At 58.9% G+C, this 21,217-nt stretch carries 19 protein-coding genes; 8 read left to right on the top strand and 11 right to left on the bottom strand.

Translation table 11 applies throughout. The features are described 5' to 3' along the window. Positions 1–70 precede the first annotated feature (70 nt). Positions 71–583, top strand: coding sequence for a dihydrofolate reductase (locus KGB23_RS00095; protein ID WP_223429457.1), 513 nt, complete (start codon positions 71–73; stop codon positions 581–583). Between the two features lie 117 nt (positions 584–700). On the opposite strand, the gene KGB23_RS00090 is transcribed toward KGB23_RS00095, so the two are convergent. Beyond that, complete coding sequence (locus KGB23_RS00090) at positions 701–2,092, bottom strand: L-cystine transporter (RefSeq protein ID WP_223429456.1); 1,392 nt, start codon at positions 2,090–2,092, stop codon at positions 701–703. A gap of 255 nt (positions 2,093–2,347) precedes the next feature. Here KGB23_RS00090 and KGB23_RS00085 point away from each other — a divergent pair, with 255 nt between their 5' ends. Further along, positions 2,348–3,403 (top strand): haloacid dehalogenase-like hydrolase, encoded by a 1,056-nt coding sequence (locus KGB23_RS00085; protein ID WP_223429455.1) that lies wholly within the window; start codon positions 2,348–2,350, stop codon positions 3,401–3,403. A gap of 170 nt (positions 3,404–3,573) precedes the next feature. Here KGB23_RS00085 and ilvD read toward each other — a convergent pair whose 3' ends face one another. Continuing rightward, positions 3,574–5,415 (bottom strand): dihydroxy-acid dehydratase, encoded by a 1,842-nt coding sequence (gene ilvD, locus KGB23_RS00080; RefSeq protein WP_150658348.1) that lies wholly within the window; start codon positions 5,413–5,415, stop codon positions 3,574–3,576. A gap of 342 nt (positions 5,416–5,757) precedes the next feature. On the opposite strand from ilvD, the gene KGB23_RS00075 reads away from it, so the two are divergent. Next, the gene (locus KGB23_RS00075) at positions 5,758–7,455 is read left to right on the top strand and encodes a DUF4153 domain-containing protein (RefSeq protein WP_223429454.1); all 1,698 of its coding nucleotides are present in this window, start codon (positions 5,758–5,760) and stop codon (positions 7,453–7,455) included. Positions 7,456–7,471: 16 nt separating this feature from the next. Here KGB23_RS00075 and KGB23_RS00070 read toward each other — a convergent pair whose 3' ends face one another. From KGB23_RS00070 to KGB23_RS00055, 4 genes are all read right to left on the bottom strand, one after another. Further along, positions 7,472–8,677, bottom strand: coding sequence for a multidrug effflux MFS transporter (locus tag KGB23_RS00070; RefSeq protein WP_223429453.1), 1,206 nt, complete (start codon positions 8,675–8,677; stop codon positions 7,472–7,474). Continuing rightward, the gene (locus KGB23_RS00065) at positions 8,670–9,647 is read right to left on the bottom strand and encodes a diiron oxygenase (protein WP_223429452.1); all 978 of its coding nucleotides are present in this window, start codon (positions 9,645–9,647) and stop codon (positions 8,670–8,672) included. The genes KGB23_RS00070 and KGB23_RS00065 overlap by 8 nt, the downstream gene beginning before the upstream one ends. Then, the gene (locus KGB23_RS00060; RefSeq protein ID WP_223429451.1) at positions 9,644–10,723 is read right to left on the bottom strand and encodes a SagB family peptide dehydrogenase; all 1,080 of its coding nucleotides are present in this window, start codon (positions 10,721–10,723) and stop codon (positions 9,644–9,646) included. Before KGB23_RS00060 ends, KGB23_RS00065 begins: the two co-directional genes overlap by 4 nt. A gap of 424 nt (positions 10,724–11,147) precedes the next feature. Then, complete coding sequence (locus KGB23_RS00055) at positions 11,148–12,344, bottom strand: class I SAM-dependent rRNA methyltransferase (RefSeq protein ID WP_033060516.1); 1,197 nt, start codon at positions 12,342–12,344, stop codon at positions 11,148–11,150. A gap of 233 nt (positions 12,345–12,577) precedes the next feature. On the opposite strand from KGB23_RS00055, the gene KGB23_RS00050 reads away from it, so the two are divergent. Genes KGB23_RS00050 through KGB23_RS00040 form a run of 3 tightly spaced genes read left to right on the top strand, consistent with a single transcriptional unit; the run spans position 12,578 to position 14,611 of the window. Beyond that, positions 12,578–13,393: an HDOD domain-containing protein gene (locus tag KGB23_RS00050; RefSeq protein ID WP_223429609.1), complete on the top strand. Its 816-nt coding sequence runs from the start codon at positions 12,578–12,580 to the stop codon at positions 13,391–13,393. 28 nt (positions 13,394–13,421) lie between these two features. Continuing rightward, positions 13,422–14,234 carry a bifunctional DNA-formamidopyrimidine glycosylase/DNA-(apurinic or apyrimidinic site) lyase gene (gene mutM / locus KGB23_RS00045; protein WP_008150567.1) on the top strand — a complete coding sequence of 271 codons (813 nt, stop codon included), beginning with the start codon at positions 13,422–13,424 and terminating at the stop codon, positions 14,232–14,234. A 53-nt stretch (positions 14,235–14,287) separates the two neighbouring features. Continuing rightward, positions 14,288–14,611 carry a multidrug transporter gene (locus KGB23_RS00040; RefSeq protein ID WP_129440299.1) on the top strand — a complete coding sequence of 108 codons (324 nt, stop codon included), beginning with the start codon at positions 14,288–14,290 and terminating at the stop codon, positions 14,609–14,611. 130 nt (positions 14,612–14,741) lie between these two features. On the opposite strand, the gene KGB23_RS00035 is transcribed toward KGB23_RS00040, so the two are convergent. From KGB23_RS00035 to KGB23_RS00015, 5 genes are all read right to left on the bottom strand, one after another. Next, positions 14,742–14,993, bottom strand: coding sequence for a YfhL family 4Fe-4S dicluster ferredoxin (locus tag KGB23_RS00035; RefSeq protein ID WP_223429450.1), 252 nt, complete (start codon positions 14,991–14,993; stop codon positions 14,742–14,744). A gap of 102 nt (positions 14,994–15,095) precedes the next feature. Next, a complete protein-coding gene (coaD, locus tag KGB23_RS00030) occupies positions 15,096–15,575 on the bottom strand; it encodes a pantetheine-phosphate adenylyltransferase (protein WP_074871700.1) in 480 nt (159 codons plus the stop codon). 115 nt (positions 15,576–15,690) lie between these two features. Next, positions 15,691–17,286 carry a GMC family oxidoreductase gene (locus KGB23_RS00025; protein WP_223429449.1) on the bottom strand — a complete coding sequence of 532 codons (1,596 nt, stop codon included), beginning with the start codon at positions 17,284–17,286 and terminating at the stop codon, positions 15,691–15,693. Between the two features lie 135 nt (positions 17,287–17,421). Next, the gene (locus KGB23_RS00020) at positions 17,422–17,967 is read right to left on the bottom strand and encodes a twin-arginine translocation pathway signal protein (protein WP_223429448.1); all 546 of its coding nucleotides are present in this window, start codon (positions 17,965–17,967) and stop codon (positions 17,422–17,424) included. Between the two features lie 28 nt (positions 17,968–17,995). Continuing rightward, positions 17,996–19,426: a coniferyl aldehyde dehydrogenase gene (locus KGB23_RS00015; RefSeq protein WP_223429447.1), complete on the bottom strand. Its 1,431-nt coding sequence runs from the start codon at positions 19,424–19,426 to the stop codon at positions 17,996–17,998. 146 nt (positions 19,427–19,572) lie between these two features. Between KGB23_RS00015 and KGB23_RS00010 the strand changes: the two genes are divergently transcribed. Both KGB23_RS00010 and KGB23_RS00005 read left to right on the top strand, forming a co-directional pair. Beyond that, positions 19,573–20,244, top strand: coding sequence for a TetR/AcrR family transcriptional regulator (locus KGB23_RS00010; protein WP_095127066.1), 672 nt, complete (start codon positions 19,573–19,575; stop codon positions 20,242–20,244). Between the two features lie 33 nt (positions 20,245–20,277). Then, complete coding sequence (locus KGB23_RS00005) at positions 20,278–21,132, top strand: sulfurtransferase (RefSeq protein ID WP_223429446.1); 855 nt, start codon at positions 20,278–20,280, stop codon at positions 21,130–21,132. The last annotated feature ends 85 nt before the right edge of the window (positions 21,133–21,217 follow it).

The raw sequence follows: 21,217 nt of genomic DNA, 5'->3' as shown, positions 1-21,217 counted from the left end.
TCAATTGAACGGTGAGCATAACCGCTGTGGCGCTTATCGGGGTACGGGAGGCTCTGGTATCCTCGCCGGCATGACTAAATCACTCCCCCTCAGCCTGATTGCAGCCCTCGGTGAAAACCGTGTGATCGGCGTCGACAACAGCATGCCTTGGCACTTGCCGGGGGACTTCAAATACTTCAAGGCCACCACCCTGGGCAAGCCGATCATCATGGGTCGCAAGACCTGGGATTCCCTCGGTCGCCCGTTGCCGGGCCGGTTGAACATCGTGGTCAGCCGTCAGGTGGATCTGCTGTTGGAAGGTGCGGAGGTTTATCCGTCGCTGGAGGCTGCAGTGGTTCGCGCTGAAGAATGGGCGCGGGAACAGGGCGTCGATGAGCTGATGCTGATTGGCGGCGCGCAGTTGTATGCGCAAGGGTTGGCGCAGGCTGATCGGCTGTATTTGACGCGCGTGGCGCTGAGCCCGGAAGGGGATGCGTGGTTTCCGGAGTTTGATCCGGGCCAGTGGAAACTGGTGTCCAACACCCCGAATCCTGCTGAAGGCGACAAGCCTGCGTACAACTTCGAAGTGTGGGAAAAGGCCTAAAAGCTTCGCGAGCAAGCCCGCTCCCACAGTTGATCTCGGGTGTTCATAAATTCTATGTACACCGCAGGACCAATGTGGGAGCGGGCTTGCTCGCGAAGGCGGACTATCAGGCGCTACTTAAGCCTGAGCCAACTCCGAATGCTCATCCGCATCCAGCAGTTCTTTATCGGTCTGCTGCATGATCTGGCTGGTGATCGCACCGGCCGTCATCGAACCACTCACGTTCAACGCCGTACGGCCCATATCAATCAGCGGCTCAACCGAAATCAGCAACGCCACCAGTGACACCGGCAAACCCATCGCCGGCAACACGATCAACGCGGCAAACGTCGCGCCACCGCCCACGCCGGCCACACCGGCCGAACTCAGCGTCACAATCGCCACCAACGTCGCGATCCACAGCGGGTCCAGCGGGTTGATGCCCACAGTCGGCGCAACCATCACCGCCAACATCGCCGGGTACAGACCAGCACAACCGTTCTGGCCAATGGTCGCGCCAAACGACGCGGCGAAACTGGCGATGGACTGTGGAATACCCAAACGGCTGGTCTGGGCTTCGATGCTCAGCGGAATGGTCGCGGCGCTGGAGCGGCTGGTGAAAGCAAACGTCAGCACCGGCCAGATCTTGCGGTAGAAGCGCAGCGGGTTGATCCCTGCGGCTGACACCAGCAGGCCATGGACCACAAACATCAGGCCCAGCCCGATGTACGAAACCACCACGAAACTGCCGAGTTTGATGATGTCTTGCAGGTTGGAGCCGGCGACCACTTTGGTCATCAGCGCCAATACGCCGTACGGAGTCAGCTTCATCACCAGGCGCACCAGACGCATCACCCAGGCTTGCAGGGTGTCGATGGCGTTGATCACTTTCTGACCTTTTTCGACGTCATCTTTCAGCAGTTGCAGCGCTGCGACGCCAAGGAATGCAGCAAAAATCACCACGCTGATGATCGAGGTCGGCTTCGCGCGAGCGAGGTCGGCGAACGGGTTCTGTGGAATGAACGACAGCAACAGCTGCGGCACATTCAGGTCGGCAACCTTGCCCGCGTAGTCGGTCTGGATGGTTTGCAGACGCGCCATTTCCTGAGTGCCGGCCACCAGGCCTTCGGCGGTCAGACCAAACAGGTTGGTCAAACCGATACCGATCAGCGCCGCGATGGCGGTGGTGAACAACAGCGTGCTGATGGTCAGGAAGCTGATCTTGCCCAGCGACGAGGCGTTGTGCAGACGGGCCACGGCGCTGAGGATCGAGGCAAACACCAGCGGGATCACGATCATTTGCAGCAACTGCACGTAACCGTTGCCCACCAGATCGAACCAGCCGATCGAGGCTTTTAGTACCGGGTTGCCGGCACCGTAAACGGTGTGCAGAGCCACACCGAACACCACGCCCAGCACCAACGCGAGCAGGACTTTTTTCGCCAGGCTCCAGGTGGTGTGACGGGTTTGCGCCAGGCCAAAGAGCAGGGCGAGGAACACCAGCAGATTGAGGATCAGCGGCAGATTCATTGGAACTCCGATAAAGACTTGTGCCAGCTACCTTCCGGGGCAGCCGCGAACCGGCAAGCCTAACAGCTTGATATCTAATGAATTAATATCAAAAACATCTGAATACTGTCGTTTTTGGAATAAGCGAGTGTCGCTGACAGAGATGCAGCTGGCGCAATAGGCACGTTAGCGGTCGCAGGTAGACGAGAGGTGTCATATTAATTTGATAGCGTCGATCTCTTTGATTCAGGGTCTTTTAATAAGGGAAGTATGCCGATGAAGCTCGCACCGAAATTTCTGGTCGCTGCACTCTGCCTAGGCCTTGCCGGCCAGGTATTCGCCACGGATTTGAAGCATTGGCCAGCCGATCAGGCCAAGGCGCTGGACGCAATGATTGCCGCCAACGCCAACAAAGGTAACTACGCGGTGTTCGACATGGACAACACCAGTTACCGCTACGACCTCGAAGAGTCGTTGCTGCCGTTCATGGAAAACAAGGGCCTGATCACCCGCGAGAAACTCGATCCCTCTCTGAAACTGATGCCGTTCAAAGACACTGCCGACCACAAGGAAAGCCTGTTCAGTTACTACTATCGCCTCTGCGAAGTCGACGACATGGTCTGCTATCCATGGGTTGCTCAAGTGTTCTCCGGCTTCACCCTCCAGGAACTCAAAGGCTACGTCGATGAGCTGATGGCGTCCGGTAAACCGGTGCCGGCGACGTATTACGAAGGCGACGTGGTCAAGAAACTCGACGTCAACCCGCCGAAAATCTTCACCGGCCAGAAAGAGCTCTACAACAAGCTGATGGAGAACGGCATCGAGGTCTACGTGATGACCGCCGCCTCCGAAGAACTGGTGCGGATGGTCGCTGCCGATCCGAAGTACGGCTACAACGTGAAACCGCAGAACGTGATCGGCGTGAGCTTGTTGCTCAAGGACCCGAAGACCGGCGAGCTGACCACGGCGCGCAAGCAGATCACCGCGGGCAAGTATGACGAGAAGGCTAACCTCGGCCTTGAACTGACTCCATACCTGTGGACCCCGGCAACCTGGATGGCGGGCAAGCAGGCGGCGATCCTGACTTACATCGATGAGTGGAAAAAACCGGTGCTGGTCGGCGGTGATACGCCAACCAGCGATGGCTTCATGCTGTTCCACAGCGTCGATGTGGCCAAGGGCGGCATCCACTTGTGGGTCAACCGCAAAGACAAATACATGACCCAGATTAACGGCATGATGGCCAAGCACGCCGCAGCTCAGGCCAAGGAAGGGTTGCAGGTCACGGCGGACAAGAACTGGGTGATCGTGAAGCCAGAAGAAATCCAGTAAGCACCAAAGATCCAAATGTGGGAGCGGGCTTGCTCGCGAAGGGGCCAGAACTTTCAACATCAATGTTGAGTGTCAGACCGCTTTCGCGAGCAAGCCCGCTCCCACATTTAACCGAGTACAACAAAAATGCCCCGCACTTGGCGGGGCATTTTTATTTCTGCGACTGACGCTTAGAGCCCGTCGAGCATCGCCTTGTTACGCACAGCACCCTTGTCGGCGCTGGTCGCCAACAGGGCGTAGGCCTTTAGTGCGGTGGTCACCTTGCGTGGACGTTTTTCCACAGGCTTCCAGCCCTTCTGATCCTGCTCGGCACGACGGCCGGCCATTTCTTCGTCGCTGATCAACAGGTTGATCGAGCGGTTCGGAATGTCGATCAGCACTTTGTCGCCATCCTGCACCAGACCAATCGCGCCACCCGCCGCCGCTTCTGGCGAAGCGTGACCGATGGACAGGCCCGAGGTGCCGCCGGAGAAACGGCCATCGGTGAGCAGGGCACAGTCTTTGCCCAGGCCTTTGGATTTCAGGTACGACGTCGGGTACAGCATTTCCTGCATGCCCGGGCCGCCTTTAGGGCCTTCGTAACGAATGATCACGATGTCGCCGGCCTTCACTTCGTCAGCGAGGATGCCGCGTACGGCGCTGTCCTGGCTTTCGAAGATCTTCGCGTTACCTTCGAAGACGTGGATCGACTCGTCGACGCCGGCGGTTTTCACCACGCAGCCGTCCAGCGCGATGTTGCCGTAGAGAACGGCCAGGCCGCCTTCTTTCGAGTAAGCGTGTTCGACGCTACGGATGCAGCCGTTTTCACGATCGTCGTCCAGGGTTTCCCAACGGGTCGACTGGCTGAACGCGGTTTGCGTCGGGATGCCCGCCGGACCGGCCTTGAAGAAGTGATGCACCGCTTCGTCGTCGGTCTGGGTGATGTCCCACTTGGCGATGCCTTCGGCCAGGGTCTTGCTGTGCACGGTCGGCAGGTCGGTGTGCAGCAGACCGCCACGGGCCAGCGAGCCGAGGATACTGAAGATCCCGCCGGCGCGGTGCACGTCTTCCATGTGGTACTTCTGGATGTTCGGCGCGACTTTGCACAGTTGCGGTACGTGACGGGAGAGACGGTCGATGTCGCGCAGGTCGAAATCGATCTCGGCTTCCTGGGCCGCAGCCAGCAAGTGCAGGATCGTGTTAGTGGAACCGCCCATGGCGATGTCCAGGGTCATGGCGTTTTCGAACGCCTTGAAGTTAGCGATGTTGCGCGGCAATACCGACTCATCGTTGTCGCCGTAGTAACGCTTGCACAGCTCGACGATGGTGCGGCCGGCCTGCAGGAACAGCTGTTCGCGGTCGCTGTGGGTCGCGAGGGTCGAACCGTTGCCCGGTAATGCCAGGCCCAGGGCTTCAACCAGGCAGTTCATCGAGTTGGCGGTGAACATGCCGGAGCACGAACCGCAGGTCGGGCAGGCGCTGCGCTCGTACTCAGCGACTTTCTCGTCAGAAGCGCTGGAATCGGCGGCGATCACCATGGCGTCGACGAGGTCGAGACCGTGGCTGGCCAGTTTGGTCTTGCCGGCTTCCATCGGGCCGCCGGAAACGAAGATCACCGGGATGTTCAGGCGCAGGGCAGCCATCAGCATGCCTGGGGTGATCTTGTCGCAGTTGGAGATGCAGACGATCGCATCGGCGCAGTGAGCGTTGACCATGTATTCGACGGAGTCGGCGATGATCTCGCGGCTCGGCAGCGAATACAGCATGCCGTCGTGGCCCATGGCGATGCCGTCATCCACGGCGATGGTGTTGAATTCTTTGGCTACACCGCCGGCGCGTTCGATTTCGCGGGCGACCAGTTGGCCCAGGTCCTTGAGGTGGACGTGGCCCGGTACGAACTGGGTGAAGGAGTTGGCAATGGCGATGATCGGCTTTTTGAAGTCGTCATCTTTCATCCCCGTTGCGCGCCACAGTGCGCGGGCGCCGGCCATGTTGCGGCCATGGGTGGATGTTTTCGAGCGGTAATCAGGCATGAAGCACTCCGGGCGGCTAATCAGGTATCAAAAGGGAAGTGAGCTTCTATTGACGTCTGGAACACTCAGAAATGGCCGTGTGTCCGGAAGTTGCCGATAACTTTGCGGGATCGCCGCGCGCTTCAGCTTGAGCTCATAAACCCGCCGGGGGATGACTGGCGATGAATGTCGCGATTCTACACGGCTGGCGTCAGGAGGGAATGCCGGAAAAGGGTGATCCAGCGCTGACGGAACGTGTGGGATGACCATCGGTAGGTGAGCAATCGCTTTGTGGGGATATCACCGCACGGGACGCTTGGCTAAACTGCCCGGCCTCGCGCAACCCCACCAAAAGGAATTGGAATGTCGCTGTTGAATCGTTCGTTGTGGTTTTACCTGCTGACCGGCCTGTGCCAAGGGTTAGTGTTCTGGCAGTTCGAATCACTCAAGACCTTGGGCGCGGGGGTGCTGGCGGCAAGCCTGACGCTGGTGTTGGTGGGTGGCCTGTTTTTGCAATTGCTCGGTCCTAAACTCAGAAACCCGAGGGTTCTGGCGCTGACGCTGGTGTTTTGCGTGTTGACGATGTCAATCAGCAGCTGGGTCCTGGTGTCCGCGATGGAGTATGGCAATCACTGGCTGACGAACACTTGGCTGTTGACCAGCGTGCCGCTGTGTTACGTGGTGTGTGCGTTTCTGGCCAGTTGGCCTTCCGGTGAAGGCCGCAGCTGGCGCTACGACGATCTGTTCCAGTACGCCTGGAGCCATGTGTTCGTGGTGTTTTTTGCACTGACGCTAACCAGTGTATTTGGTTTGCTGCTTCTGCTCTGGAGCAAGCTGTTTCTCATGCTGGGCATCGGGTTCTTTGCCGAGCTGTTCAGTTCCCCGATGTTTTTTTGCCTGAGTGGGTCGGTGGTGTTTTCCCTTACCATGCGCCTGGGGCTGCGCAACGAAAAAGTCATCGGCATGCTGCGGGGTGTCTTCCTCACGGCGTGTCATTTTCTGTTGCCGATGATCACGCTCATTACCGTTTTGTTTACCGTGACGCTTCCCTTTACCGGCTTGCAACAGATCTGGGCCACCGGCTACTCGACCCCGATTTTGTTGTGTTTGGTGGGGACTTATCTTTTTTTGCTCAATGGGGTGTTTCAGGACGGGCGTCAGGCTCAGCCTTATCCGGCGTGGCTGATGCGCTGTGTCGAGGCGGGTTTGCTTTGCTGGCCGGCGTTGGTGGCGGTGGCCGGGTACTCAAGCTGGCTGCGGGTTGAACAGTACGGCCTGTCGCCCCGACGGTTTGTCGGCCTGTTGCTGGTCGCGGTCATCGCGGCGTATAGCCTGGCTGCGACGTGGGCCGTGGCGCAACGCAAGACCCCATGGCTGGAGGGTCTGCGGCGCAGTAACCCGGCCCTTGCCCTGGCAGTGTGCGTGGTGTTGGTGCTGATCAATACGCCTTGGCTCAATGCGCAATCGTTCAGCGCACGGGATCAGGTGCAACGCTTGCTCGATGGCCGCACGTCGGTGTTGACGTTCGATACCAACTACTTGCGCAACGGGCTCGGCGTGTCCGGACGGCAGCAATTCGAGGCATTGTCCGAGCGGCTTGAACGCAATGAAATTCTCGATGCGCCCGCGCGAGAGGTGCTGCGCGCCCAGATGAAACAAACGCCTGGTGAAACCACCTTTACGTACCCGCCAGTGGAGCCGACACCCGTGAACATTGAATGGGTCGGGCCGAAAGTGGACGGCAGCGAGCAATTTGTCAGCCTCAACAGCAAAAAGCGTCAGTGCCAGGATGACGGGTGCGTGATGTGGGCGGCCGACCTGGACGGCGATGGCCAGGCCGAAGTGCTGCAATTCAATCAACAGCCGTGGGACCACAGGACGTTCCTCTATAAACGCGCCGACGACGGTGAGTGGCAATATGTCACCGTGCTCCAGGGCGCGAATGTCACGCCGCAGCACCTTGACCATCTACGTGCGGGCGAAGTGAAACTCATCGAGCCGCGCTTCAAGAACGTTCAAATAGGTACGCTTTCGCTGGTTCCCGAACCTGAGGACCAATAACACTGCACCCACTGCCTCAGGCTTCGCGCAAGGCCAGATTGCGCAGTCGGATGCGGCAGATCATGACCAGTCCGACGCAGCTCAAGGCGATGAAGCTGAGGGCCAGCGTCAGTTGCAGTTCGAAGGGACTCAGGTTGATCAGGGCGCTGATCAGGCCACCGGAGATGAATATCAGTGTGTTCCCGGCCGACGCCGAGGTACCGGCCATGTCCGGAAAAACCTCCATCGCCTTCGAGGTGGCGATAGGGCGAGCGATGGTGGTGCCGGCGGTGCAGACAATCATCGGGATCAGCACCGTCAGGGGCGACAGCCCCATCGCGCTTGAGAGCATGAGCATTACCAGCCCCGAAAAGAAGATCAGGCTCAAACCAACAATGATCTGTGTATTGGGTGAGATCCGCCCAGCCAGGACTCGAGCGACAATGCCGCCGATGATGTAGGCCACGCCATACAGCAGCAGTGTCAGGGAAAACTCGTAGGCCGAAAGCTGCAACTGCTCCATGAAGATCAGGGGCGAGATGACAATGAAGGAAAAGTGGCAGGTGAAGGCGATCGCGGCGATCAACCAATAGCCGAGGAAGCCCGCATTGCGACAGACGCGCCGGTAGGACTGAAGAATGCTTCGGCGCGGGGTTGTGGCGGTGTGCCGGTTTTCAAGAAAGAAGCAGGCCTTAAGGAACACGGCGGCGGCGAGGGCAATAAAGACAATGAAGCTTGCGGGCCAGTCCAGTGCCTGTTGCAACAGGGTGCCAGCCAGTGGCGAGACGGAAATGAAGATTCCGCTGGCGGTGACCATCATAATCCGCAGTTGATCCCGCTCCTTGCCGTCGAACAGGTCCTGGACCAGCGCCTGCGAGAGTACGAAGCAACCGCAGCCGATGGCCTGCACCACCCGGAACATCAGGAACCAGGCATAGTCGGTGGACAGCACGCAACCCGTCGCACCGACAATCGAGACCGCCATTCCCGCCAACAGCAGACTTTTGCGCCCGATGACATCCGAGAGCGGCCCGACCAGTAGTTGGGAAAGTGCGATCCCGATGGCAAACAGGCTGATGGAAAACGCGATGTCGCTTGGCGTGGTCCGGAAGTGTTCGGCCAGCGCCGGGAACGATGGCAGCAGAACATCCAGAGGGAAGACCCCGAGCATCACCATGGTCATTAATAGGGTGATCGCAGAGCGGCGGTGTTTGACACTGACCGCAGATTTTCCTTCATCCATCGACAAGTCCTGCCTGTGCGAAGAGCTGCTGGTTAAAAGGCAGGTCGAAAAAACCAGCCTTTTCCATTGCCTGTAGCGTCGCGCCTGCACCTGATCGGGCGCGCTGAAGGCAGGCTTGCGGGCCGGTCAGGGCACTGAGGATTTGTGCGACGCAATTCTCCCCGAGGCCCACGCTGTTCAGGCTTTCCTTCAGCCATCGCTCATCGACCTCAAAGAACATCAGGATGATGTCCACCAGCAACTTCGCGGCGAACGTGCGTTGGCTGCTGTTCAGGGTCAGCCACAGATAATGGAACACTTCGCAAAAAAAACGACTGTGTCGGGCCTCGTCGGTGAGGTGGTCCCTGAGCATTTCCTGGACGCTGGACACCAGCTCGTTGCGACAAACCTCGAGCAGCTCCCTGGCGATGATGGTCTCGGACACAAAGCCGACGAGAAACCAGGCTAGCGCCTTATGCCTGTCTGGGGTGTGGTCAATCAGGGTGTTCAGTCGGGTAATGCGGTGTGGCATCACCGGGCGTTGGGTCATGCCGTAAAGGTCGGCTATCTGCTCGGCGAGACTATTGGAGAACAGGGCGTGATAACCCTCATCGGTGTACAGCTGGAGGGCGGCCGTTTTCATCCGTCGGGGGATGGACGCACCGAGCTCATCGTGGACGATGGTTTCCACGGAGCGGTTGACGATTCGATGTTCGAGCCGGGTGGTGTAGTCGAGGAAATACACCAGATGGTTTGCCGATAGTCGATGAGTGATCGCGCTACCGGCTGCTTCGATGGCCGGGTGATTCAGGTAGGACAGAAAGGCGGGTGGGAACCAGTGTCGTGTTTCCAGTTGCCGTTCCAGATCTGATGGCAATTGATAGGTGTGCTCGCTGGTGCGTACCGAGGCTCGGGTGTTCCAGTCGCCGAGGGTGAAGCGCTGTGCCCAGGCGTCGGGCAGTGACAGGTCGTCTGTGCGGGGCCCGGTCATTGTTGTGAGCCTCGACTGCTTAGCAGTGCTTTTAATTCCTTGCACATCACTTGCCCGTCACTCTGGCCGCAACCCACAAAAAACAACGGTTGTTCGGCGCTGTCCTCGATCCCCAGCAACGTTTCGACCTGATCGTCCGCCAACGCACCGGTCAGCCAGGTGCTGAACCCGAGTGCGGTGGCCACCAGTTGAAAGGTCTGGGAAATATGACCTGCCTCGACGTAAGCCATTCGGTAGGCCCGCGAGTGTTCATATTTCCACCACAGTTTGTCGAAGCGAGCGGTGATGAACAGGCCGACTGGCAGGTTGTTGATGAAATGCTGCCCACACAACAACTGGCCCAAGGGCGAGTCAGGCACCGGATTGACGAAGCTCAACGCATGTTCGTCGGGGTGATAGGCGTAGAGCCCGGGATTCAGGCCGCTGACGTTCTGAACATGCAGAAAACCTTCGCAGGCATTCAGCCCGCCACCGGATGGACTGCTGCGCCGCGCGCCAAGACCTTCCGCGATGGTTTCGTCGATGTCGTTGTCGCGCTCACGTAGATAGCCAAGGGACAAATACAAAAGAGTGCCCACATCGTCGAGAGAAACCCCTTCACCCGTGAAGGAGCGACAGGTCTTTCGGTCGATCAAGGTCTTTGCAAGTGCGCTTTGCGGCAGACATGAAGGTTGGGGCAGGGCGATCCGCTCGCTTGTCGGGCGTTCTGTGAGTCTGACCTCCGGGGCAGGAGTGGCCAGTACTTCGGCGCAATGGTCCAGATAGTGTCTCGACCATTCATTAATATCTTGGGGGACATAATCACAAGGAATGTTCTTGGTGCCGATATGAAATATCTTCGACAGTTCATCCCAGCCCCATTCAAGGGGGGCTTGTATTGAAGTTGTGAGTATTCCCGCGCTCAGGAGTTGCGTGTCTATTATGTTGTTGTCATCAAACTTTTCAGGGTTGTCGATAAGGTGTGCAAGGCGGGTTGAATATTCAAGGTTCAATTCGAACTGTTTGTGGTTCTTGTAATCCCAGACTATTTGGTCGGGCGTGCGAGGAAGTATGAATATATAAGGGTTTATCTGCATGATTGGCGATTCACTCTGGTCTTTGCCATAGAAGGCGCTGGGTAGCCGGCACTCCCCAGCGCTTCATTTACTTAGCGGGCTTTTGGCGCAACCAGAAAAGCCAGGTTAGCGATTTTGTTAGCTTCCAGAGTAATTGCTTTCATGTTTTTAACTCCTTGTAATTGATAGTGAGTGTCACTCCGTTGTGACGACTTAATCATAGTTTGTAATGAGTTCTTATCAAGGGGGAATCAGGTGGGAATGTTCCAGTAATTTTGTCGGATCGATCTGAGGGTTGGATGAATCTTGTAAGTTCTGTCCGCTAAAATAAAAGACACAGCGAAACGTCCTGCAAGTCATTAAGACTGCTGGAGTAGGAAGTTGGAGAATTCAATAACAGAAAACAGAACGGGGAGCCGGCTGGCTCCCCGTCAAACCAGCGTAATCAGCTGTTTGGCAGCAGACGGCAGGTGATGCTCTTGATGTAGCGGGTTTCGGCAATGGCCGGGTGAACCGGGTGATCCGGGCCCTGACCGCCGCGCTCCAGCATCTGGATGTTGCGGTCCAAGTGACGGGCGCTGGTCAGCAGAATGTTCTGCAGATCGTCTTCCGGCAGGTGCATCGAGCACGAAGCGCTGACCAGGATGCCGTCCTTGCTGAGCAGGCGCATGGCTTGCTCGTTCAGGCGACGGTAGGCGCCTTCACCGTTCTTCATGTCTTTCTTGCGTTTGATGAACGCCGGAGGATCGGCAACGATCACGTCGAAACGCTCTTCGCTGGCTTTCAGCTCTTTCAGGGCTTCGAACACGTCACCTTCAATGCAGGTCATCTTGTCGGCGAAACCGTTCAGCGCGGCGTTGCGCTCGACGCCGTCGAGGGCGAAGGCCGACGCATCGACGCAGAACACTTCACTGGCGCCGAACGCAGCCGCTTGCACGCCCCAGCCGCCGATGTAGCTGTACAGGTCCAGCACGCGCTTGCCTTTGGCATAAGGTGCCAGGCGTGCGCGGTTCATGCGGTGGTCGTAGAACCAGCCGGTTTTCTGTCCCTGGATGACGGGTGCTTCGAATTTCACGCCGTTTTCTTCCAGGGCAACCCACTCCGGCACCAGGCCGAACACGGTTTCGACGTAGCGGTTGAGGCCTTCGGCATCACGGGCAGCGGAGTCGTTCTTGAACAGAATGCCGCTAGGCTTGATCACTTGGGTCAGCGCTGCGATCACGTCTTCTTTATGGGCTTCCATGGTTGCCGAAGCGATCTGTACCACCAGGATGTCGCCGAAACGGTCGACCACCAGACCTGGCAGCAGGTCGGAATCGCCGTAGACCAGGCGATAGAACGGCTTGTCGAACAGGCGATCACGCAGGGACAGGGCAACGTTCAGGCGGTGCACCAGCAGCGACTTGTCCAGCGGCAACTTGATGTCGCGCGACAAGAGGCGGGCGCAGATCAGGTTGTTCGGGCTCATGGCAACGATGCCCAGCGGCTTGCCGCTGGCTGCTTCGAGGATCGCCTGGTCGCCGGCCTTGAAGCCGTGCAAAGGAGTAGCGGCTACATCGATTTCGTTGCTGTAGACCCACAAGTGGCCGTTTCGCAGGCGACGGTCGGCGTTGGCTTTGAGGCGCAGGCTAGGCAGGGACATGACGTCGCTCCGGAAAAAAGAGCGGGAGTATAGCGTGTTGCGCACGGCCACGGTTTGGCGGATGGACATGCGGTGAGGAAGGTCAGGCATTTGATGAAACTTCAGGCGAAGGCCCGGCCAGGGTGTCGGATCCAACTTTATAAGGGTTAGAATCGCCGCCTGTCCCAGAGTGTGTACTTATGTCCCCAGAGCTGACTTCCGAACAGATTCAACAGTCCCTGCAAGGCATCAGCGTGCCGGCCCAGCCGCAAATCATGGTGGATTTGCAGATGGAACAGTACATGCCCGATCCGGATCTGGAAGTGATCGCGAAGCTGATCTCCCAGGACCCGGGCCTCTCTGGCGCCTTGTTGAAAATCGTCAACTCGCCGTATTACGGCTTGAGCAACAAGATTGCCTCGATTCAGCGTGCGGTGAATCTGCTGGGCAGCCGCTCGATCATCAACCTGATCAACGCGCAGTCGATCAAGGGCGAGATGAACGACGACACCATCGTTACCTTGAATCGTTTCTGGGACACCGCCCAGGACGTGGCGATGACCTGCCTGACCCTGGCCAAGCGCATTGGCACCCAGGCCGGCGATGAAGCGTACGCGTTGGGCCTGTTCCATGACTGCGGCGTGCCGCTGATGCTCCAGCGTTTCCCCAACTACATGACCGTTCTGGAAGAGGCCTATGCCAGTGCCAGCGCCGAATGCCGGGTGGTGGACACCGAGAATCGGGTGTTCAATACCAATCATGCAGTGGTGGGTTATTACACCGCCAAATCCTGGCGTCTGCCGGAGCATGTGACCGCCGCCATCGCCAATCACCACAATGCATTGGCGATCTTCAGCGATGAGTCGTCGCGCAACAGTCAGGTGAAAAACCTGCTGGCGATCCTGAAAATGGCCGAGCACATTTGTGCGTCCTTCCGGGTGCTGGGCAACCAGCGTGATGACCACGAATGGAACAGCATCGCACCACTGGTTCTCGATTATGTCGGGCTCTCGGACTACGACTTCGAGACCCTCAAACAAACAATTCGTGACCTTGGCGCTCACCGCTGAGCGTTGCACAGCCTGATTCGAGAGCACCATGCCGGAACTGCCTGAAGTCGAAACCACCCGCCGCGGGATTGCGCCGCACCTGGAAGGCCAGCGCGTCAGTCGGGTGATCGTGCGTGAGCGGCGCTTGCGCTGGCCGATTCCCGAAGACCTGGATGTGCGGCTGTCCGGCCAGCGCATCGTGCTGGTGGAGCGACGCGCGAAGTACCTGCTGATTAATGCCGAAGTCGGCACGCTGATCAGCCATTTAGGGATGTCGGGAAATCTGCGTCTGGTGGAAATCGGCACACCGGTGGCCAAGCATGAGCATGTGGACATCGAACTGGAATCCGGTCTGGCCTTGCGTTACACCGACCCGCGCCGGTTTGGCGCGATGCTCTGGAGCCTCGATCCGCTCAACCACGAATTGTTGATTCGCCTGGGGCCGGAGCCGTTGACCGACCTGTTCGACGGCGAACGCTTGTTCCAGCAGTCCCGCGGGCGATCCATGGCGGTCAAACCGTTCATCATGGACAACGCGGTGGTGGTCGGCGTGGGCAATATCTACGCCACCGAAGCGTTGTTCGCGGCAGGTATCGACCCGCGTCGTGAGGCCAAGAGCATCTCTCGGGGGCGTTATCTGAAACTGGCGATCGAGATCAAACGCATCCTGGCGGCCGCTATCGAGCGCGGCGGCACCACGCTGCGCGACTTTATCGGCGGTGACGGTCAGCCGGGTTATTTCCAGCAGGAACTGTTCGTGTACGGCCGTGGCGGTGCGCCCTGCAAGGTCTGTGGCACGGAGTTGCGGGAAGTGAAGCTGGGGCAGCGCGCCAGCGTCTTTTGCCCGCGCTGCCAGAGCTGATACGCCTACGGTCTATAGTCAGTGTTCTGACTGCCTAGCCCAAGGACCGTGCCATGAACCTGTTTCGAACCCTTGTCGTCGTTTTGCTGCTGAGCGTCGGTGCGCCAGCGCTGGCAGCAAACACGGGCAGCGGCGACCCGCGTTACACCATCCAGAATCCCCCGGCGTACGCCATGCTCGGCGATTTGCTGATTGCCCGACCTTTGTTGGTCGTGGCAACAGTGATCGGTGCGGGGGCGTTTGTGGTGTCGTTGCCATTTACCGCGTTGGGCGGCGGTGTCGGCGATGCGGGGCAGGCGTTGGTGGTCGACCCGGCGAAAGCGGCGTTCGTGCGGTGTCTGGGGTGTATCGGAGAAGGGTTTGAGCAGCGGGAGTGATTCAGTTGGATCTTCGGTGTGGCTGATGACGTCTTCGCGAGCAAGCCCGCTCCCACATTAGATCGCGATCAACTGTGGGAGCGGGCTTGCTCGCGAAGAGGCCCGAATAAGCGCTACAAAAACCTCAGATTCAAGCTTTGCCAGTAATCTTCTTGTACTTCTCCATCAACTGCTCTTCAGTCTCCGGATGCGCTTCGTCCAGCGGAATGCAATCCACCGGGCACACTTGCTGGCACTGAGGTTCGTCGTAGTGGCCGACGCACTGGGTGCACAGGTTCGGGTCGATCACGTAGATCTCTTCGCCCTGGGAGATGGCGGCGTTCGGACACTCGGGTTCGCAGACGTCGCAGTTGATGCAATCGTCGGTGATGATCAGGGACATGCTAACTCCAGCCAGGGCGGAAGGCCCGGGCGCAATAAACCAATGCGCACAATTGTGCCGCATTGGCGCCCACAGTGCACGCGGGCGCCGCTTGAGCGGTTGTTACTTCTTGAAGCGTTCGGTCAGGGCGTCCGCCACCGCAGGGTGGACGAACTTGGTGATATCGCCGCCCAGGGCTGCAATTTCACGGACCAGCGTCGAAGAAATGTACGAATAACGTTCGGACGGGGTAAGAAACAGACTTTCCACATCCGGCGCCAGCTGACGGTTCATGTTGGCCAGTTGGAATTCGTATTCGAAGTCCGACACCGCTCGCAAACCACGCAGGAACACGTTGGCGTTCTTCTCTTTGGCGAAATGCGCCAGCAACGTCGAGAAGCCGACGACTTCAACGTTGGGCAGATGTTTAGTGACCTCGCGGGCCAGCGCCACACGCTGTTCCAGGGGAAACAACGGGTTTTTCTTCGGGCTGGCGGCGACGGCGATGATCACATGATCGAACAGGCGCGCGGCGCGTTCGACCAGATCGCCATGGCCCTTGGTAATAGGGTCGAAGGTACCTGGGTACAACACTCGGTTCATCGCGTCGTCCTGGCGGGAGTCCGTTGGGGAGTCGGATGGTATCGCAGCCTTCCCGGTCGGCCAAGTCGCCTTTTGGGTAAGAAAGCACTACAGCCGATTGGAATATTCTCCATTTTCATGGGTTTTTCAAACGTTCGGCCAAAGAAGTTGCCAGCTGCGCCGTCAGCCCGTAGACCGACAATTGCGGGTTTGCGCCAATGCTGGTGGGGAACAGCGAGCCATCATGAATCGACAGATTGCTTAGCTGATGGTGCCGGCCGAGGCTGTCGGTCACGGCGTTTTTCGGGTCCTCACCCATGGCACAACCGCCCATCACATGGGCGCTGCCCAGGCGTGTGCGATACAGCTCAAGGTTCAGGCCGTCGATCAGCGTGCGCGCTTCGGCCAGGGTTTTTACGTAGCGAGCGTCGGCGTGCATCGGCATTACCGCATGGGCACCGCCCGCGAACTGGATCTCGGCCATGCTGTGGAACGCCCGGCGCAATCCGTCCCAGGCATAGGGTGAAACCTGATAGTCGAGCACCGGCGTGCCGTCACCGCGCAACTCGACGCTGCCGCCGGGGCTGTCCGGGTGAAAGCCGTCCCGCAGCAACGCCAACATGGCGTGGGTGTGGGGCAGGTTTTCCATGTGCTGGGCGTTTTCCTTGCCGAAACCGCCGAGCAGGGTCGTGGCCAGTGCCGGGTGCAGCGGCGGCACTTCGAGTTTGTAAGACATTTTTCCGGTGGTGCCGTTCTGCCATTGGAAATGGTCGGAATAGATCGACTGTGGCGCGCCATAAAACGGGTTGATCACCTCGTCGAACAGCCCGGCCGACATGTTCACCAGGTGTAGAAAAGTCCGTTTGCCCAGCCGTTTGTGCGGATCCGGTGCCTCGGAGCGCATCAGCAGCGCCGGGCTGTTGATCCCGCCACCGGCCAGCACGTAATGCCGCGCCTTGACCGTGATCGTGTGTCCGGTAGGCGCGACGCAGCGGTCGTCCATCGCTACGCAGTGCAAGCCCGTGACCTTGTCGCCGCTGATCAAGAGCTTTTCGGCACGAGCCAGATAGAGCAACTCGCCACCCTTTTCCAGGGCCGCCGGAATGGTCGTGACCAGCATCGATTGCTTGGCGTTGGTCGGGCAACCCATGCCGCAGTAGCCAAGGTTCCAGCAGCCACGCACGTTGCGCGGGATCACATGCCAGGCGTAGCCGAGTTTTTCGCAGCCTTTGCGGATCACGTCGTTGTTGGCGTTGGGCGGGATCATCCACGGGGCGACGCCCAGGCGTTGCTCCATTTTCTCGAACCACGGCGCCATCTCGGCCGGAGTATGGCCTTTGACGTCGTGTTCCTTGGCCCAGTGGTCGAGGGTCGGATCCGGCGTGCGAAAGCTTGAGGTCCAGTTGATCAGCGTTGTGCCGCCCACCGCCCGGCCCTGAAGGATGGTGATTGCGCCGTCTTTGCTCATGCGGCCGATACCTTCCTGATAGAGGCTGGTATAGGCCTGGTCTTCGAGCATCTTGAAGTCGCTGCTGGTCCTCAGTGGGCCTTCCTCGATCAGCAATACCTTGTAGCCCGCGGCGCTGAGTATTTCGGCGGTGGTGCCACCGCCCGCACCGCTGCCGATAATCGCCACGTCCGCTTCGAGGGTCAGGTCCTGGGTCAGTTGTGAACCGTTATAGGTTTTCCAGCCACGGGCCAGGCCTTCGCGGAACGGATCGGGTACGGGCATCTTCAGGGGCTCTTGTTGTTATGTTTTGGATGCAGTGGTGAGGCGGCTGACGCCTTCGCGAGCAAGCCCGCTCCCACATGGGTATACGCAGTCCCCTGTGGGAGCGGGCTTGCTCGCGAAGGGCGCGCTGCGGTTTCAGACCGTTGGCGGTCCGGGATACCCGCAATGCACCCACGATTCCGCCCGGCTATACCACGCCATCATCACCAGTTGCAGCAACGAGCTGTGGCCCATGCGCAGCAAGCTCAACGAGCTGTTTTCCCAGCGATCGAGAAAGTGCCGGATCTCGTCGGCACTGGCGTGTTCCCAGCTGCCCCAGATCCCGGTCAGTGGTCCGCGGGTGATGATCATTCCCAGCACATCGAACAACTGCCGGGTCAACTTGAGCATTTCCGGTGACAAATGATTCAGGCCGTTATCCAGGCAGTGCAGGGTTTCACCGACGGCCGTCGGCATTGTTTCGACGGCCACAGCGCCATCGAGCATCACTGGAATCAGTGCCCGCAGAAACAGCAAGTCACCGCTGCGCAGAATCGCGAAACCGCTGGCCGGCAGGCTCGATGAGCAACCGCTGAGGCTCGCGCCCAAACCGGCGGTGGCGAGAAACGCGCTGGCACCCAGGCTGAACTTAAGCAAGCCGCGCCGTGACAGCGCGGGTGTATCGGACAGACTTGGGCTCATTATTGTTATTACCCGAAGGGGACGATCGTTAGCGGATAAACAGCTTCTGAATCAGCTTCTGAATGGATTTTCCGTACGGCGGGTAGATCAATTTCGCCGCATTGAACCGCTGTTTGATCAGCACACCTTTGGCTTTGCTGAAGGTCAGGAAACCTTCGTGGCCGTGGTAATGGCCCATGCCCGAGGCGCCGATCCCGCCAAATGGCATATCGTCCTGAGCGACGTGCAGCAGGGTGTCGTTCAGGCACACGCCGCCGGAATGGGTTTCGTGAAGTACGCGGTGTTGCTCACGCTTGTCGTAGCCGAAGTAATACAGGGCCAGCGGACGAGGTCGTTGATTGATGTAGGCAAAGGCCTGATCCAGATCCTTGTACGGAACGATCGGCAACAGTGGACCGAAGATTTCGTCCTGCATCACCATCATGTCGTTGCTGACGTTGAGCAGCAGGCTGTGACTCATGCGGCGCCCCTGGCCCTTGTCGAACAATGGAATCAGCAGCGCGCCCTTGCTGGTGGCGTCGCTGATGTAGCCGTTGAGGCGCGCGAGTTGCCGGTCATTGATGATCGCTGTGTAGTCCGGGTTGTCGGTCAAGGTCGGATAAAACCCGCGAACCGCCTGACGATAGGCTTCGACGAAAGCGCCTACGCGATCTTCCGGCACCAGCACATAGTCCGGGGCCACGCAGGTCTGCCCGGCGTTGAGCGTCTTGCCGAAGGCGATGCGTTCGGCAGCGTCCTTGAGCGGCACGTCGCGGGACACGATGGCCGGGGATTTGCCGCCAAGTTCGAGGGTCACCGGGGTCAGGTTTTCGGCCGCCGCACGCATCACATGTTTGCCGATGCTGGTGGCGCCAGTGAACAGCAGGTGATCGAAACGCAATCTGGAGAACGCCACACCGATATCGGCTTCGCCCAGTACCACGCAGACCAGGTCTTGCGGGAAGATTCGGCCCAGCAGTTCCTTGAGCAACAAACCGGTGGCGGGGGTCGATTCGCTGAGCTTGAGCATCACCCGATTGCCTGCCGACAACGCGCCGACCAATGGCCCGATGGCCAGATACAGCGGGTAGTTCCACGGTACGATCACCCCGACCACACCCAAAGGTTGATAAACGACTTTGGCTGCCGCGGGTTGAAAGGCAATCCCGACCTTGCGCTTCGACGCTTTCATCCAGCCTCTGAGGTGCTGACTGGCGTAGTGAATACCGTGCAGGCTGGGCATCAGTTCGGCGAGCAGGGTTTCATCGGCGCTGCGATGGCTGAAATCCTGGCTGATGGCATCGATCAATGCCTGACGCTCATTGCTCAACAGATCGCGCAGGGCTTTCAGCCATTGCTGGCGCTGGGCGGCGGGCGGCATCGGGTTGGCGGCATACGCCGCGCGTTGGGCGTCGAACAGGGTCTGGAGCTCTTCCAATGGCTGCTGAAGGTTCTGCAGGTAGGCGATGTCAGCAGTCATGGTCGGCTCCGGATTTATTGTAATGAGGGACTTTTTAGAGTCTATGCTCTAGAAAGTCAAATGACATCCTGGTGCAGCTTTGTTTTATCCACTCGCAGATAGGTCGTAAGATGCCGGTCAACGCACTTTGAATTAAAGCCCAAGCCATGGCCCCTCGGATCAAAACCAGCGAGCGCATCGTGCAGAACAGCCTGGAGCTGTTCAATCAGCAGGGTGAGCGCAGCATCAGCACCAACCACATTGCTGCCCATATGGAAATTTCCCCGGGCAACCTGTACTACCACTTCCCCAATAAGCAGGCGATCATCGCCGTGCTGTTCAGTGAGTACGAAAGCCTGGTGGACAGCTTCCTGCGCCCGCCCCAGGGGCGTGCCGCCACGGTCGAAGACAAGCGCTTCTACCTCCAGGAATTGCTGGCCGCCATGTGGCGCTACCGGTTTTTGCACCGCGATCTGGAGCATTTACTCGACAGTGATCCGGAGCTGGCCGCCCGTTATCGGCGCTTTTCCCAACGCTGCCTGATCCATGGCACGCACATTTACGCGGGCTTCGTCGAGGCCGGCATCCTGCAAATGGACAAGGTTCAGATCGAATCCCTGACGCTCAATGCCTGGATCATCCTGACATCCTGGGTGCGTTTTCTGTGCACCACACGTGAAAACTCCAATCACCTGAGCGAGCAAGCCATCAAGCGAGGCGTGTATCAAGTGCTGGTGCTTGAGGCCGGTTTCGTCACGGATCAATCTCGCGCCGCGGTAAACGCGTTGTTCGAGGAGTTTTACGTGCCGCTGGCCCAAGCGCTGGAAGAAGTGCAGTAGGATTCAAAACAGACTTAATCACAGGAGCCCGTTATGCCCATTGCGCAACTGATCAGCCCGCAAGCGTTGGACCTGAAAAAGGAGCAGCCGGGGCTGGTGATTCTGGATTGTCGTTTTGCCCTCGAAGACCCGGATTACGGTCAACGCAGTTATGCCGAAGGGCATATCGCAGGGTCGAGCTTTGCCGATCTTGAGCGTGATTTGAGCGGGACAGTGGTCAAGGGTGTGACCGGGCGTCATCCGCTGCCTGAACCTGAAAAACTGATCGAACGTCTGCAAGCCTGGGGCGTCAACGCCGACAGCGACGTGATTTTGTACGACGACGGTCCGGGTGCGTACGCGGCGCGGGCCTGGTGGTTGCTGGCCTGGCTGGGCAAACGTGACGGCGTGTTCATTCTGGATGGCGGGCTCAAGGCCTGGCACGCGGCCGGTTTGCCTCTGAGTCTTGATGCGCCGCAGATTGAGCGTGGCACCGTCACGGGGACGCCGGACAACGCGCTGGTCTTGAGCGCCGAACAGCTCCAGAAACGTCTCGGCCAGCCTGCGCTGACCCTGCTCGATGCCCGCGGCTTGCCGCGTTTCAAGGGCGAAGTAGAACCGATCGACCCGATTGCCGGGCACATCCCTGGCGCGCAATGTGCGGCGTTCACCGACAACCTGGGCAGCGACGGGCGTTTTCTGCCGGCAGATCAACTCAAACAGCGTTTTGCCGAGAAGCTCGGTGATCGTTCGCCGACCGATCTGGTGGCGTACTGCGGTTCTGGCGTGACGGCCTGTCACAACCTGTTCGCGCTGTGCCTGGCGGGTTATCCGTTGGGCGCGTTGTATGCCGGTTCATGGAGCGAGTGGATCAACGATCCTGCGCACGGCATCGCCATCGGCGAATAAACACAAACCCAATGTGGGAGCGGGCTTGCTCGCGAAAGCGGTGGGTCAGCCAACATTAAGTTTCGACTGAAACACCGCTTTCGCG

This window comes from Pseudomonas sp. GL-B-26, assembly GCF_019947405.1.
Lineage (GTDB): Bacteria > Pseudomonadota > Gammaproteobacteria > Pseudomonadales > Pseudomonadaceae > Aquipseudomonas.
Note: the sequence above shows the minus strand (reverse complement) of the source record. Positions and strands in the feature narration are given on the sequence as shown.